14 protein-coding genes are annotated in these 13,974 nt (G+C 61.5%); 13 read left to right on the top strand and 1 reads right to left on the bottom strand.

Translation table 11 applies throughout. From position 1 onward, the window contains the following. Positions 1-87: 87 nt before the first annotated feature. The 6 genes from eno to Q355_RS0111085 all read left to right on the top strand — a co-directional run bounded on the left by eno (position 88) and on the right by Q355_RS0111085 (position 6,242). Positions 88-1,362, top strand: coding sequence for a phosphopyruvate hydratase (gene eno / locus Q355_RS0111110; RefSeq protein ID WP_027877870.1), 1,275 nt, complete (start codon positions 88-90; stop codon positions 1,360-1,362). A gap of 40 nt (positions 1,363-1,402) precedes the next feature. Further along, positions 1,403-2,827, top strand: a complete 1,425-nt coding sequence (pyk, locus tag Q355_RS0111105) for a pyruvate kinase (RefSeq protein WP_027877869.1) — start codon at positions 1,403-1,405, stop codon at positions 2,825-2,827. A gap of 164 nt (positions 2,828-2,991) precedes the next feature. Next, positions 2,992-4,068 (top strand): alpha/beta hydrolase family protein, encoded by a 1,077-nt coding sequence (locus tag Q355_RS0111100; protein WP_245597561.1) that lies wholly within the window; start codon positions 2,992-2,994, stop codon positions 4,066-4,068. Positions 4,069-4,389: 321 nt separating this feature from the next. Continuing rightward, complete coding sequence (locus Q355_RS0111095; RefSeq protein ID WP_245597560.1) at positions 4,390-5,052, top strand: AzlC family ABC transporter permease; 663 nt, start codon at positions 4,390-4,392, stop codon at positions 5,050-5,052. Beyond that, positions 5,045-5,371, top strand: a complete 327-nt coding sequence (locus tag Q355_RS0111090; protein ID WP_027877866.1) for an AzlD domain-containing protein — start codon at positions 5,045-5,047, stop codon at positions 5,369-5,371. The genes Q355_RS0111095 and Q355_RS0111090 overlap by 8 nt, the downstream gene beginning before the upstream one ends. 1 nt (position 5,372) lies before the next feature. Beyond that, positions 5,373-6,242 (top strand): DMT family transporter, encoded by an 870-nt coding sequence (locus tag Q355_RS0111085; RefSeq protein ID WP_027877865.1) that lies wholly within the window; start codon positions 5,373-5,375, stop codon positions 6,240-6,242. Positions 6,243-6,434: 192 nt separating this feature from the next. Here the strand turns inward: Q355_RS0111085 and Q355_RS0111075 are convergent, their stop codons facing one another. Further along, the gene (locus tag Q355_RS0111075) at positions 6,435-7,445 is read right to left on the bottom strand and encodes a polyprenyl synthetase family protein (protein WP_027877864.1); all 1,011 of its coding nucleotides are present in this window, start codon (positions 7,443-7,445) and stop codon (positions 6,435-6,437) included. Between the two features lie 237 nt (positions 7,446-7,682). On the opposite strand from Q355_RS0111075, the gene Q355_RS0111070 reads away from it, so the two are divergent. From Q355_RS0111070 to Q355_RS0111040, 7 genes are all read left to right on the top strand, one after another. Further along, positions 7,683-8,345 carry a PspA/IM30 family protein gene (locus Q355_RS0111070; RefSeq protein WP_027877863.1) on the top strand — a complete coding sequence of 221 codons (663 nt, stop codon included), beginning with the start codon at positions 7,683-7,685 and terminating at the stop codon, positions 8,343-8,345. A gap of 318 nt (positions 8,346-8,663) precedes the next feature. Continuing rightward, the gene (locus Q355_RS0111065) at positions 8,664-9,692 is read left to right on the top strand and encodes an extracellular solute-binding protein (protein WP_027877862.1); all 1,029 of its coding nucleotides are present in this window, start codon (positions 8,664-8,666) and stop codon (positions 9,690-9,692) included. A 184-nt stretch (positions 9,693-9,876) separates the two neighbouring features. Next, the gene (locus Q355_RS0111060) at positions 9,877-10,710 is read left to right on the top strand and encodes an ABC transporter permease (protein ID WP_027877861.1); all 834 of its coding nucleotides are present in this window, start codon (positions 9,877-9,879) and stop codon (positions 10,708-10,710) included. Continuing rightward, on the top strand, positions 10,707-11,492 hold the full coding sequence (locus Q355_RS0111055) for an ABC transporter permease (protein WP_051529394.1): 786 nt from the start codon (positions 10,707-10,709) through the stop codon (positions 11,490-11,492). The genes Q355_RS0111060 and Q355_RS0111055 overlap by 4 nt, the downstream gene beginning before the upstream one ends. Positions 11,493-11,517: 25 nt before the next feature. Beyond that, entirely contained in the window at positions 11,518-12,528 is a 1,011-nt protein-coding gene (locus Q355_RS0111050; protein WP_027877859.1) for an ABC transporter ATP-binding protein, read from the top strand. 12 nt (positions 12,529-12,540) lie between these two features. Then, positions 12,541-12,816 carry an alkaline phosphatase family protein gene (locus Q355_RS0111045; RefSeq protein WP_027877858.1) on the top strand — a complete coding sequence of 92 codons (276 nt, stop codon included), beginning with the start codon at positions 12,541-12,543 and terminating at the stop codon, positions 12,814-12,816. An 11-nt stretch (positions 12,817-12,827) separates the two neighbouring features. Beyond that, a complete protein-coding gene (locus Q355_RS0111040; protein WP_027876711.1) occupies positions 12,828-13,949 on the top strand; it encodes a transposase in 1,122 nt (373 codons plus the stop codon). The last annotated feature ends 25 nt before the right edge of the window (positions 13,950-13,974 follow it).

Here is a 13,974-nt window from a genome sequence, read left to right as displayed (position 1 = left end):
TTCTTGACCGAAACCCTGACCTCGAGGTGTAGACTCTTAAGCGGTTGCAGGAAATAGGAAGCGTTTCCAGCAAGGAGGCATAACCAGATGACCACGATCGTTGAAATTAAAGGGCGGGAAGTGCTCGATTCGCGCGGTAACCCTACCGTCGAAGCCGAGGTGGTGCTGGAGTCGGGGGCCCGCGGGCGGGCTATGGTGCCCTCGGGTGCCTCAACCGGCGCCCACGAAGCGGTTGAGCTACGGGATGGCGGTCCCCGCTTTGGGGGCAAGGGGGTGTTGCGGGCGGTTGCCGCCATCAACGAGCGCATCGCCGACGAGGTAATCGGGCTGGATGCGCTCAACCAGGAAGCGGTGGACAAAACCATGCTGGAACTCGACGGAACCCCCAACAAGGGTAACCTGGGCGCCAACGCCATTCTGGCGGTTTCGCTGGCCACCGCCCATGCGGCAGCCGACGGGCTGGGTCTGCCACTCTTCCGCTACCTGGGAGGGGTGCAGGGCGTGACCCTGCCGGTGCCCCTGATGAACGTGATCAATGGGGGTAAGCACGCCGACAACAACGTGGATTTCCAGGAGTTCATGCTGGTGCCGGGCGGCTTTCCCACCTTTAGTGAAGCCTTGCGGGCCGGGGTCGAGACCTTCCATGCCCTCAAGGCGGTGCTGAAGGCCAAGGGCTACAACACCAACGTGGGGGACGAGGGGGGGTTTGCCCCTGACCTGCGCTCAAATGTAGAGGCGGTAGAGGTGCTTCTTGCGGCCATCGAGAAAGCCGGTTACAAACCCGGCCAGGAGATTGCCATTGCCCTCGACCCGGCCAGCTCGGAGTTCTACCAGGAGGGCAGGTATGTGCTCGAGGCCGACGGTAAATCACTCACCGGCCCGGAGATGGTGGCCTACTGGGAAAACTGGGTGAACCAGTACCCCATCGTTTCCATCGAGGACGGGCTGGCCGAGGACGACTGGGAGACCTGGAAACTCATGACTGAGCGGCTGGGCCAGCGAATCCAGCTGGTGGGCGACGACCTGTTTGTGACCAACCCGGCCATTCTCCAGCGCGGCATCGAGATGGGGGTGGGTAACTCCATCCTGGTCAAGGTCAACCAGATCGGCACCCTGAGCGAGACCCTCGAGGCCATCCGGCTGGCCCACCGCAGCGGTTACACCACCATCCTCTCGCACCGCTCGGGTGAGACCGAGGACAGCACCATTGCCGATATCGCGGTGGCGGTCAATGCGGGCCAGATCAAGACCGGCTCCGCCAGCCGCTCAGATCGCCTGGCCAAATACAACCAGCTTTTGCGCATCGAAGAGGAGCTGGGCACGGCAGCGCGTTACCTGGGCTTTGGGGCCTTCAAAAAATAAGGGCGAGTAGCACAGGCCAGGTTGGCCCGAGAGTAAAACTATGGGACTTCTAAAAAGAACCAAAATTGTCGCCACTTTGGGGCCTGCCTCGAGCACACCCGAGATGATTCGGGCCTTGATTGAGGCCGGGGTGGATGTTTTCCGCCTCAACTTTTCGCACGGAATGCCCCAGGATCACCGCGAATCGGTGCGGATGATCCGGGAAGCCTCGAGCGCCCTTGACCGCACCGTGGCCATCCTGCAAGACCTGCAGGGCCCCAAGATCCGCTGTGGGCGCTTTCGCGAGGGCGCGGTGGAACTTAAGCCAGGGCAAAAGTTCACCATCACCTCCGAGCCCATCGAAGGGGATGAAACCCGGGTCTCGACCACCTACCGCGGCTTACCCAACGATGTTGCGCCGGGGCAGATGCTGCTCCTGGACGATGGGAATATCCGCCTGCGGGTCGATGAGGTTCGCATTAACGACATTCACACCACCGTCATGGTTGGGGGGCGACTGTCCAACAACAAGGGCATCAACATACCCGGGGCCGACCTCTCGATTCCCGCCCTGACCGATAAAGACATCGAAGACCTGGCCCTGGGTGCCGAGCTGGAGGTGGACTGGGTAGCCATCAGCTTTGTGCGCAGCCGCGACGACTTACTGCTGGCCCGCCACTATCTGACCCGCCACAGCTCCCGCGCGCGGCTTATGGCAAAAATCGAAAAACCCAGCGCGGTGGCCCGCTTCGACGAAATTCTGGAAGAGGCCGATGGCATCATGGTGGCCCGTGGCGACCTGGGGGTGGAGATGCCGCTGGAGGAAGTTCCTGCGGTGCAGAAGCGCATCATCCTCAAGGCTGTGCAGGCGGGCAAGGCGGTTATTACCGCCACCCAGATGCTGGAGTCCATGATCAAGAACCCCAGCCCCACCCGGGCCGAAGCCTCGGATGTGGCCAACGCCATTTTCGATGGCACCGACGCCGTCATGCTTTCGGCCGAGACCGCAATGGGGCAGTATCCAGTAGAGGCGGTTTCTTTCATGAGCCGCGTAGCCAGAACCATTGAGGCTACCCAGGAGTACAAAGACCGCCTGAATGCTTTGCGGCCACCGGCCAACCGCACAGTGCAGGACGCCATTGCTCGAGCAGTGGACGATGTGGTGGAGTCCACCGGGGCCAAGGCTGTGGTGGTATTTACCGCTACCGGAGGGGCAGCCCGCCGGGTAGCCCGTACCCGGCCACCGGTACCGATTCTGGCCCTGACCCCCAACCCCCATGTGCGCAACCAGCTTGCGCTGGTCTCGGATGTGCTGCCCCTCCTGGCTCCTGATCCTAAAGACACCGACGACATGGTCGAGATTGCGGTAGCCAAGGCCAAGGAGACCGGATTGGTAGAGGTAGGCGAGTATGTGGTGATTGCGGCTGGGGTGCCTTTTGGGGTGCGCGGCACTACCAACATGATCCGGGTGGAGCGGGTGAGCTAAAGTGTGCTGCACGCAAGGCTGCAGCAGGTAAAGGCAAAGGCCCTGCGGGTGGGGTCTTTGTTGTACCGGAGGGTCTCGGCTTGAAAGCATATCTGCAAAGCACCCTGAAGAGCCTGGTAATGCCGCTCCTACTCGGCAGCCTGGCGATGGCCCAAGGAGTGAGTGTGAAACGTCCAGATGCACCGCCACTGGCCGCTCGAGGTGGCGCGGCAGTCGGGGTCAAGACCTTGCAACTAACCGACTCGAGCCGCCAACGAACCATCACCGCTGAGGTTTGGTATCCTGCCACCGAAACGGAGCAAAGCCTCATCTACCAAGCCCAGGTAGGGCAGACCCCGGTTCGAATCGCCGGACGCGCCAGCCGGGATGCTGCGCCCGCAGGTGGTTCATTTCCCTTGATTGTGGCCTCCCACGGGCAGCCCGGAACCCGCTTTCAGTTTGCCTACCTCAACGAACACCTGGCCAGCTGGGGGTTTGTGGTGGCGAGCCTCGATCACCCCGGCTCGACCTATCAGACCCTAACCCAGCAAAACTACATCAGCAGCATTGTGGATCGCCCGCTGGATCTGTTGTTTGCCATTGGTGAGGTGGCCAAGCAGATTCCCAGTGCAGATGCCACCAAGGTGGGGCTGCTGGGCTACAGCTATGGCGGCTACTCAGTCATTAATGCTGCGGGAGCTGGCCTCGATGGCCAGGCCCTAAGCGAATACTGTCGTGCTACGAGCAACGAGGGCCCCTGTTTTGCCCTGCCCTTTTTTGTGCAGCTCGAGGCCCAGCGTGGCATGAACGTGATCAAGCCTGATCCTCGCATTAAAGCGGTGTTTGCCATGGCTCCCTATGGCCAGCCTTGGATTGGAGCAAAATCGCTGGCAAACTTCAAACTTCCTTTGTTCGTAGCCGTGGGCGAGGCCGACGACGTGGCCACCTACCGCCGCGATGCTTTGGAATACTTCCGCCAGGCCGGCTCGCCAAACAAGTACCTCCTGACCCTCACCGCCGCTCAGCACAACCCCTTTGTGGAGTGTCCTCCAGAGGTGCGCAGCAGGGAAGATGACTTCTGGAGGTGTTGGGAGCCGGTGTGGGACCAGGAGCGCGCCCACGACCTGGCGCGGCACTTTGCTACAGCCTTCTTTGCACAGTTCTTGCAGAACAACAGCGAGGCTGGGCGCTACTTGAACCCCAGCTTACCCGGATTCAAACCGCGTACCACCGTAGGGGTCAGACTAGAAGCCTCGAAGTGAACGGGCTGGTCTAATATGAACCCCGCCTGAATCGTTCCACTAGGGACAGGTCAGAGCACCCTGGTTTTTCGAGCTAGTGCTACCCACGCTTCAGGCGGGGGCCCCAGAAAAAAGAGCAAATCAAAGGCATTTCTTATAAAGGGTGCTTTTTTAGGGTATGTTTGTTGCTGTAGGGCCTGGCCTGAGTGAGCATGAAGGGTAGGCCTTTAGGGCCGCCAAACAGCTAGCAGCAACGCGGCGCGGCTCCAACCTTACCGAGGAGCAGATGAGGCAATGGCTGTGAACGCCCCCACTACGAATCGGGCAGCTTTTGCACGAGGCATGCTGATGTCGCTGCCGGTCTCGGTGGGCATTGTGCCTTTTGGCCTGGTAACTGGCATTGCGGGCATCAAAGCGGGCCTGAGCGTGACAGAGGTAACCCTGATGTCGGGGCTGGTCTTTGCGGGGGCCGCACAGCTGGTGGCCCTGCAGCTAATGGGTGCGGGAGCCTCCATCTTCTTCGTGTGGCTGGCTACCCTGGTGGTGAACCTGCGCTACATCATGTACAGCAGTGCCCTGGCTAAGTCTCTGGAAGCCCTTTCCAGGCGCATGAAGTTGCTAGCTGCCTTCCTGATGGTCGATCAGAACTTCGCCCTGGCATTGAGCGAGTACAAGACCCTGGGCCCACGCCTGACCCCCTGGTTTTACTTGGGTATGGGCGCGGTGCTCTGGCTGGGCTGGGTGGCTTCCACCTTTCTTGGGGCGCTCTTAGGGGCACGCTTGCCGGAGGCCTGGTCGCTGGACTTTGCGGTGCCGCTGTGTTTTCTGGTGCTGCTGGTGCCAGCGGTGCAAAACCGGCCCAGCCTACTGGCGGCCCTGGTGGGGGGGGTGGTCTCTACTGCCCTGATGGGCCTGCCCTACCGCTCGGGGCTGTTTATTGGGGCCCTGGCGGGTATATGGGCGGGGGTCTGGCTGGAAAACCGAATGGGGGTTCGCGGTGAGTGACCTCGAGCTCTGGATTACCCTGCTGGGTATGACCCTGATTGCCTTCGCGCTGCGCTACGTGCCGCTGGCCATGCTCGAGCGCTTCAGCCTGCCACCCCACTTGCAACAGGCCCTGCGCTACGTGCCCGCCGCCACCCTGGCTGGGCTGGTCTTCCCCGCTTTGCTCACCGCTGATGGGCAGTGGGCCATTGGGCTGGACAACGAGCGCTTGCTGGCCGGAATCATCGCAGCCGTGGTGGCTTGGCGCTTCAGAAACATCCTGCTCACGCTGGTGGTGGGGATGGGGGCGCTGTGGCTGCTGCAATGGATGGGAGTCTAAAGTGCGGCTGGCCGCCTTAGCTCCTATCCTGTTTGTGCTGCTGTGGAGCACCGGCTTTGTGGGGGCCAAGTTTGGCCTGCCCTACGCCGAGCCCTTCACCTTTTTGTGGGTGCGGATGGTGCTGGTGGTGGGGCTGTTGGCTGTTTTGGCCTGGCTGCTGCGCTCCCCTTGGCCCAAGGGGTGGGCCTTGAACCTGCACATTGGCGTTTCGGGCCTATTGCTGCACGCGGGCTACCTGGGCGGGGTGTTTTTTGCCATCTCGAGGGGTATGCCCGCGGGCCTCTCGGCCCTGATTGTGGGCTTGCAACCCATCCTGACCGCTGTTCTGGCTCAGCTCCTGCTGCGTGAACGGGTGAACGCAGTGCAGTGGGCCGGGCTTTTGCTGGGCTTGGTGGGGGTGGGGTTGGTGGTAGGGGAGAAGGCCCTGAGTGCTCGAGCCCTGCACATCGAGCCTTCGGCTTTTGTGGCCATTACCCTGGCCTTGCTCTGCACCACTTTTGGCACCCTTTATCAGAAGCGCTTCGCCGCACAGATGCCCCTGGTCAGCGGTACGTTGGTGCAGTATATGGCCGCTTCTGTTGGGTTATTCATCCTGGCACTGCTGTTTGGCGAGACCATGCAGATAAACTGGACACTGCAGTTCATTTTGGCGCTGGCCTGGCTCATCCTGGTGCTCTCGATAGGGGCCATTCTGCTCCTGATGTACCTGATCCGGCACAACTCGGCCAGCAGCGTGGCCAGCCTGTTCTACCTGGTGCCCCCGGCCACGGCGCTGGAGGCCTACTTTTTGTTTGGTGAGCGGCTGGGGGGCTGGGCCATCCTGGGCATGGGACTGGCGGTGGTGGGGGTGGCGCTGGTGGTGCGGCGGTGAGAGATAAAGCCACAAGACTCAGCCCGGTGCGCGCCAAGCTTGTCAAAAAGGGCATGGCTTACAGCCCTGCATGGGGCGAGATGGCTTTCACGGTTCCACTGTTTGACCAGTTTATGCGGCGGGTGATGCCCGATTAAGAGGGTGACGGATTGGCCTGCTTGCTTTACAACCTCCCGCCGCATCACCGATGCTTTACGCCTCGCGCCGAACCAGGCTTTGCAGAATTTCCAGCACCAGCGAGCCAAATGTGATTTTGGGGGCCTCGAGCAACACAGGCTTTAGCGCTGCCAGCCCCTCGGCCAAGAGCCGCTCGGCTGTCTGCTGGGCATAGGCCACGGCCCCTGATTGCAGCAGACGCTGGTGCAGCCAGCCCACTTCCTGGGCGGGCTTTTGCTCCCTGGGAATGCGGAGCAAATCCTCGGCCCGCTGGCGCTCCTCGGCCCCGGCGGTTTGCAAGAAGCGCAGCAGAATGAGGGTGCGCTTGCCCTCCCACAGATCGCCGGCGATTTCCTTACCGTACTTGATGGGGTCGCCCTCGAGGTTGAGCACGTCGTCCACAATCTGAAAACCGATCCCGAGCTTCATCCCGGCCTCCTCGAAGGCCTCGGGAGGCTCCACCGCTGCGGCCAGGGCGCCTAGCCGCAGGGGGGCCACGGCGGTGTAGTAGGCGGCCTTGTGCCCCACCATCTCCAGGTAGTCGGCTTCCTGCAGGTCGAAGCGCTGGCGCTCCATCCAGGTCATCTCGAGGTGCTGGCCCTGGGCGGTCCGCTCGACCAGCCGGGCAAACTCCAGGAGCACCTGCTGGGGTGCATCCGAGCGAACCAGGAGGGCCCACTGCAAAGCGTGCAGGGCATCGCCTGCGTTGAGCGCCAGGGGCACACCGTACAGCTTGTGCAGGGCGGGCTTGCCGCGCCGCTCGTCAGAGCCGTCCTCGATGTCGTCGTGGATCAGGGCCCAGTTCTGGAAGAGCTCGAGGGCCGCCGCGATGGGCAGGAGCGGTTGGAGCTCGGCCCCGTAGGCCAGTCCGGTGTAGACCAACAGCATCCCGCGTAGCATCTTGCCGCCACGCTCGGGGTAGTCGCGCAGCATCCGGGCGTACTCGGCCAGCTCGGGGCGGTGGGCGGCGTCGGGCCTGGGGAGTGCTGCGAGCAGGTGCTGCTGGATGGCCTCGCGCACCTGGGCATGGGAGAGGGGAGCGGTCATGCAAAGATACTACGGCGACCCCGGCTTTCCGGCCACATCCGCGCTTGAACCTTTCCCAGGTGGCGCTGTTGTAGGTGGGCTCTATACATTATCTGCGCCAGGCCTTATCATATTATTTCGCAATGGCAGTTGGGCCTGCGCTAAGGGTGAGCATAGCCAGCAAACATGGGGTGTCTGTCAGCGGTTGTGAGCGCCCTACTGGGTGCGCTACACTGAGGTTCTACAGGAGGCTTGAACATGGGTATTTTAGACCGCCTTTCCCGCCTAATCCGGGCCAACATCAACGACCTCATCAAACGGGCCGAAGACCCCGAAAAGATCATCGAGCAGGCCCTGGAGGATATGCGGGCCACCCTGCGGGACGCTCGGATGGAAGTGGCGGAGGCCATGGCCGAGCTAAAGAAGCTCGAGCGCGAGCAGCAAAACTACGCCGAGCAGGCGCGGGCCTGGGAGCAAAAAGCCGCCGAGGCCCTCAAAGGCGAGCGGGAAGACCTGGCCCGCGAGGCCCTCAAGCGCAAACAACAGGCCCACGCCCTCGCTGATGGTTTCGCCCAGCAGGTGGCCCAGCAGCAGACCCTGGTCAACCAGCTCACCACCCAGCTCAAGGCCCTGGAAGGCAAAATTCAGGAAGCCGAGGCCAAAAAAGCCCTGCTGATTGCCCGCAAGAAGGGTGTGGAAGCCGCCGAGGCCGTGCGTAAGTTCGAGTCCAAGGTGGATGCCCACAGCGCGGTGCAGGCCTTCGAGGACATGGAGCGCCGCATCGAGGCCATGGAAGACAAGCACGCGGCCCTTTCGGAGCTGGACAAAAGCGATGTGGAGAAAGAGCTCGAGAGCCTGGGTAGCAGCAAAGAAGTCGAGGACGACCTGGCCCGTCTCAAACGCGAGCTGGGCATGGCCTAGACGCCTCTACGGTATCCCCCTCATTCAGAATTCCTGGCATACCCTCTGGCTCTGGCGCAGCTTGATGGAGACGCCAACAGCCGGACAACCCAGTGCCTGAACCGCATCTGCTGGGGTTTGCTCGGGCGGGTGGATCGTGTACAAAGCACCCCCTCTGAATGGGGGGTGCTTTTTTGGCTTGCATTTGCTGGCCGCGTTGGGTAAAGTGGCGGGGAACAAAAAGAGCAACTAAGGGGCCCGCTGTGTTTTAAAGCGACCGCAATTGTGCTTGACGCAATACTGACACAAGACCCGTAGCTTGCCTGTGGAGGAAATTACATGAGAAGACTTGCAGCTTTAGCCATCGTCGTGGTTGGGATATTTGCCCTAGCCCAAGGCCTACAGGCCCTGATTGAGGGGGCCAAAAAAGAGGGACAGATTGTTACCTACGGCTCACCCGCCGACTGGGCCGGCTATGGAACCATTGCCGAAATCATGACCAAGCGCTACGGTCTCAAGCATAGCGACACCGATATGTCCTCCGCCGAGGAGATTGCCAAGGTCAAGGCCGAGCGCAACAACCCCGTGGCCGACGCTTTTGACATTGGCTACCAGTTCTGCACCATTGCCATTCGGGAAGATATTCTGATGGCCTACAAGCCCAGCCAGTGGAACGACATCCCCCTCTGGGCCAAGGATCCCCTGGGCCGCTGCACCGCTACCTACTATGGCACCATCGTGCTGGTGACCAACACCAAGGTGGTCAAGAATCCCCCCAAGAGCTTCAAAGACCTCCTGAAGCCCGAGTATAAGGGCCTTATTGCGGTGGCCGATCCGCGCCGGGCGGCACTGGGCCAGTACGCTGTGATTGCGGCGGCTTTTGCCAATGGCGGCTCTGACCGCAACATTGACCCTGGCATCAAGTTGTTCACCCAACTCGCCCGGTCGGGCAACCTCAAGCCAGTCGCCCCTTCCAAAGACCTTCTGGCTAAGGGCGAGATTGGTATTACGCTGGACTGGGACTTCCGCGCTTTGAATTGGCGTAAGGACATCCCCGAACTGGTCATTTCTGTGCCCACCGATGGCTCTACCTACGGCCCCTACGCCACCGTGCTCAACAAGTTTACCCGCCGCCCCAATGCAGCCAAGCTCTGGCTGGAGACCGTTCTCTCCGACGAAGGCCAGATTGCCTTTGCCCGTGCGGGAGCGCGGCCCATCCGTAACGTGAAACTGCCCGAAGACGTAGAAAAGGGCCTCTTGCCCCAAGCCCAGTACAAAGTGGCAAAACCCATTACCAACTGGCTGAATATGGAAGCGGTAGCCAAGGACATGGGCGAGAAGTGGGCCCTCGAGGTGGTGGGGAACTAGCCTTCGCCTCTCTGTGGGCTTTACGAATGGCCCGCTTCGATGATTTCACTTTTCACTGGGCGCTTGATCGACATATCCTAAAGCCACCATAAGGACAAGGAAGCCGAGTGGTCTTCTTTCACACCCACACTGCAACTAACCTCCCTGGCCCTGGCCGGGGATGGTTTGGTCTGGAGGGTGGGCCATGAGCCTGGGACTGCGCTGGGCCAGCCTGGGAATAGCCCTTGCCTTTGGGGTCTTTTTGCTCCTCTTCGAGGTTTTGCCGGGGCTTTTGCTGGTGCGGGTTTTCTGGAGCGAGGGGCATTTCAGCCTAGCCTCCTGGGGCGAGGCCACCAAACCCCTCTACTTGCGGGCTCTGCGCAACTCTTTTGAGCTGGCCTTCTTTAGTGCCCTGCAAGGTGCGATCCTGGGTACCCTTACGGCCTGGGCCCTGTGGTCTTCCCCTAACCCTTTCGTCAAGCGCTTCACCACTGGCCTTTCGGCGGTGGCTGCCAACTTTGCCGGGCCACCGCTGGCCTTTGCCTTTATCGTGCTGTTGGGGGGCAATGGTTTTTTCAATCTGATACTGAAGGGGCTGGGCCTACCCCCGGTTGATATCTACGGCAAAGAGGGGCTGTACTGGGTCTACCTCTACTTCCAGTGGCCCCTCATGACCGTGCTGATGCTCCCGGCTTTTGGGGCCATCCAGCGGGAGTGGCTCGAGGCCGCCCGTAGCCTGGGCAGCAGTACCTGGGGCTTCTGGTGGCGGGTGGGGCTGCCGGTGCTGTTGCCCTCGATTCTGGGCTCGTTTGTGCTGCTCTTCGCCAATGCCTTCGGGGCCTACGCCACGGTGTATGCCCTGACCCAGGGGCAGCGTAACCTGCTGCCCTTGCAGATTGGCTTTCAGGTCGGGGGCGATATCGGTTATAACCCGGTGCTGGCTTCCACGCTGGCCCTCATGATGGCCCTGGTGCTGGCGGTCTCGTTGGTGATCTATCGCCTGAGCCGCCGCTGGGCTGCCCGGATGGAGCAGGTATGAGCCATATTTTTCGACGTTTGTTGCTTGTGGCCCTGGGGCTTTACCTGTTTTTGCCCATCCTGGCCTCGCTGGCTTATAGCGTGGCCACGAGCTGGACGGCCCTTTTGCCCGAGGGCTACACCCTCAAACACTGGGCCAATCTGCTCGAGAACCAGCGCTTCTGGCTCTCGCTGGGCCGCACTGCGCTTCTTTCGTTCTCGGTGGTGGCCCTTTCGATTTTCTTTTTGGTGCCCACCCTCTTTGTGGTGCGGATGTATTACCCAAAGGTGGCGGGGGTGCTCGAGTTTCTGACGCTCTGGCCTTTTGTGTTCCCCGGGGTGATTCTGGCGGTAGGCCTGATCTCGCTTTACTCCAGCCCGCCGCTGCAGTTGGCCCAGACCCCTTTATTGCTGATAGCGGCGGTAACGGTTATCTCGTTGCCCTACGCCTATCGGGCGGTGGACAACGCCTTTGCGGCCGCCGACATCAAGGCCCTGGCCGAGGCCGCCCGCAGCCTTGGGGCCGACGACGCCAAAACCTTAGCCTGGGTAATCCTGCCCACGGTGTTGCCGGGGGTTTTGTCGGGTGGGGTGCTGGCCTTTAGTGCGGCTTTCGGGGAGTTTGCCCTTACCCAGCTTCTTATTGGCACACTCTGGGAAACCCTGCCGGTCTACCAGGTGCAGCTGGCCCGTACCGATGGCAACGGCAGCGCGGCCATTACGGTGCTGTCCTTTCTGGCAGCTTGGGGGCTGGGCTTCTGGGCGCTTTCTTTACGAAAAGATGCCAGGGTGTCGGTAATTTAGCGGCGGAGGAGGTAGAGGGTACTCGATGCAAAGGGTGGGAATCCAACTTCAGGCATTATCCAAACATTTTCAGGGCAAGACGGCAGTGGAGGGGGTGAGCCTTCAGGTAGCGCCAGGCGAACTGGTATCGCTGCTGGGCCCTTCGGGCTGTGGGAAGACCACCACTTTGCGCATGATTGCTGGCTTTGAGCGGCCCGATCAGGGGCGGGTTTACTTTGGCGAGCAAGACGTAACCGACCTTCCTGCTGAGGAGCGAAGGGTGGGGATGGTCTTCCAAAATTACGCCCTGTTTCCCAACCTGAGCGTGGCTGGCAACATTGGCTTTGGGCTCCGGGTGGCCCGCTGGCCTGTTGAGCGCCTCAAGAAGCGGGTGGGGGAGATGCTCGAGCTGGTGGGTCTTTTGGGCTTTGAAAACCGGCCGGTACAGAACCTCTCGGGCGGGCAGCGACAGCGGGTGGCCTTGGCTCGAGCGCTGGCTCCAGAGCCGCGGGTCTTGCTCCTGGATGAGCCCCTATCGGCGCTGGATGCCAAAATTCGCGCCGGACTGCGAACCGAGCTCAGAAGACTGCAGCTCGAGCTTGGCATCACCACCCTGCTGGTTACCCACGACCAGGAAGAGGCCATGAGCATGTCCGATCGGGTGGTGGTGATGAACCAGGGCCGCATCGAGCAGATTGGTTCTCCCCGGGACCTTTACACCCGGCCCCAGACCGCTTTCGTGGCCACCTTTATCGGCTCCATGAACCTCTTTACCCCGGAAAAGATACCGGGGGGTTTTCGTATCAGCGGGTACGAGGTCAACCTGCCGGTTGCGCCCCCCCGCCAGATCGGGGTACGTCCTGAACGCATCGAACTCAACGCCCATGGCCCGTTTAGCGGCGTGGTGGAACTGGTCACCTACCTGGGGGCCGAGCAGCAGGTGCTGGTGCGGGTAGGCCCGGACCTCTGGACGGTTTTTGTGCCCAACCAGGTGCTGATCCAGCGGGGTGACCGGGTGCGCCTTAGCGTACCCGATGACGCCTGGATTCTGGTCTAAGACTGAGAACCAATGGCCAGATTGCTGTACATCACCATAGATGGCCTGCGGCCCGACGCCCTGGAGGCCGCCCATCTCCCCACTTTGCTGACCCTTATGCAGGAGGGGGCCTCTACCCTCTGTGCCCGATCGGTGTTCCCCAGCATCACCCTGCCCTGCCACATGAGCATTTTTCATAGCCTGCCCCCCGAGCGGCACAATGTGTTAACTCAAAACTTGCAGTTATGCGCCCTGGGGATTCCTTATGCACCGGGACCACTTGAAAGGGGCTGCTGGTTTCCCGTCTGATGACGGGTGCTATGCACACAGCAGCCCAGTCCCTACTCTCAGCCATCCTGGCCCTCCTGCCAAGCCCCCACCTGCGGGATTCCCTCAAAGCCCTGCTCTTCCTGCTCCTCCAAGGCCATGGCAAGGCCAGGCCCCAGCACAGCCAGACCAAGTCCCCCTCCGCCCTCTCCCGCTTCCTGAATAGCTACCCCTGGCCCACCCGCGCCCTCATCCGCCTGGCTAGGCAGGAAGCTGAAAAAACCCTGCACCTGGCTAGGAGAAGACGAGGCCCCAAGCCCAGGCTCTTGGTGGTCCTGGACCTGGTCACCCTGGAGAAGCAAGGCACCTTTCCCCTCCTGCCGCTCTCCTTTTTCCACGGCAAGTGGGGCCTGCATCTGGTGGTGCTTTACCTGGTCTACGGTGACCTTCGGGTGCCCTGGGTCTATCGCCTCTGGCGAGGTAAAGGCGAGAAGAGCCTTTCCCTCCTGGCCCTGCGGCTTCTCGCGGCCCTGCCCCCCTGGATGCGGAAGGCCTTTCGTATTCGGGTGGTGGCCGACGCCGCCTTCGGCACCCTCTGCTTCCTCACGGGGGTGCAGGGGATGGGCCTGGAGGCGGTGGTGGGGATGCGGCGGGATCGGAGGACGCGGGAGGGTCAGCGCCTCCTGAACCTCAGACGGCAGGGGAGCAAGGTTTACCTACGGGGTCTGGCCTTTCCGGTCTGGGTCAGTTGGTACCGCTACCCTCTGCCCAAGGGGAAATGGGAATGGCGGTATGTGGTGGCCACCTTTCCCGCCAGCGGAAGGACGGTGCTCCTGTGGGGCAGGCGGAGGTTCAGCATCGAGCATTTCTTCAAGGCCATGAAAAGCGAGTTTTCTTTGGGGCAATTCGGCCAGAGAACCCCCTTAGGGGTGCATCGTTTCCTGGTGCTTTGCTTTCTCGCCTACCTGCTGGCGCACTGGGTGCGGATGGAGCAGGAGGGAGAGGGGCTGACCTGGCGGGAGGCGGCCAGGGAGTCCCTGCGCCTTCTCTTGCCCGGACTTGTAGCTCAGGCGGCACTGGGGGAACTTCATGCCCTAGGCCTCTGGCACCCACCGCCGGATGAAGTGAGAGGAAAAGCAGGTTTATGCAGGCTATGCAAGAGGTGCAAGTTTTGAGTTAACCAACACCTATACGCCGATG

This window comes from Meiothermus cerbereus DSM 11376 (assembly GCF_000620065.1).
Classification (GTDB): Bacteria; Deinococcota; Deinococci; order Deinococcales; family Thermaceae; genus Meiothermus; species Meiothermus cerbereus.
Note: the sequence above shows the minus strand (reverse complement) of the source record. Positions and strands in the feature narration are given on the sequence as shown.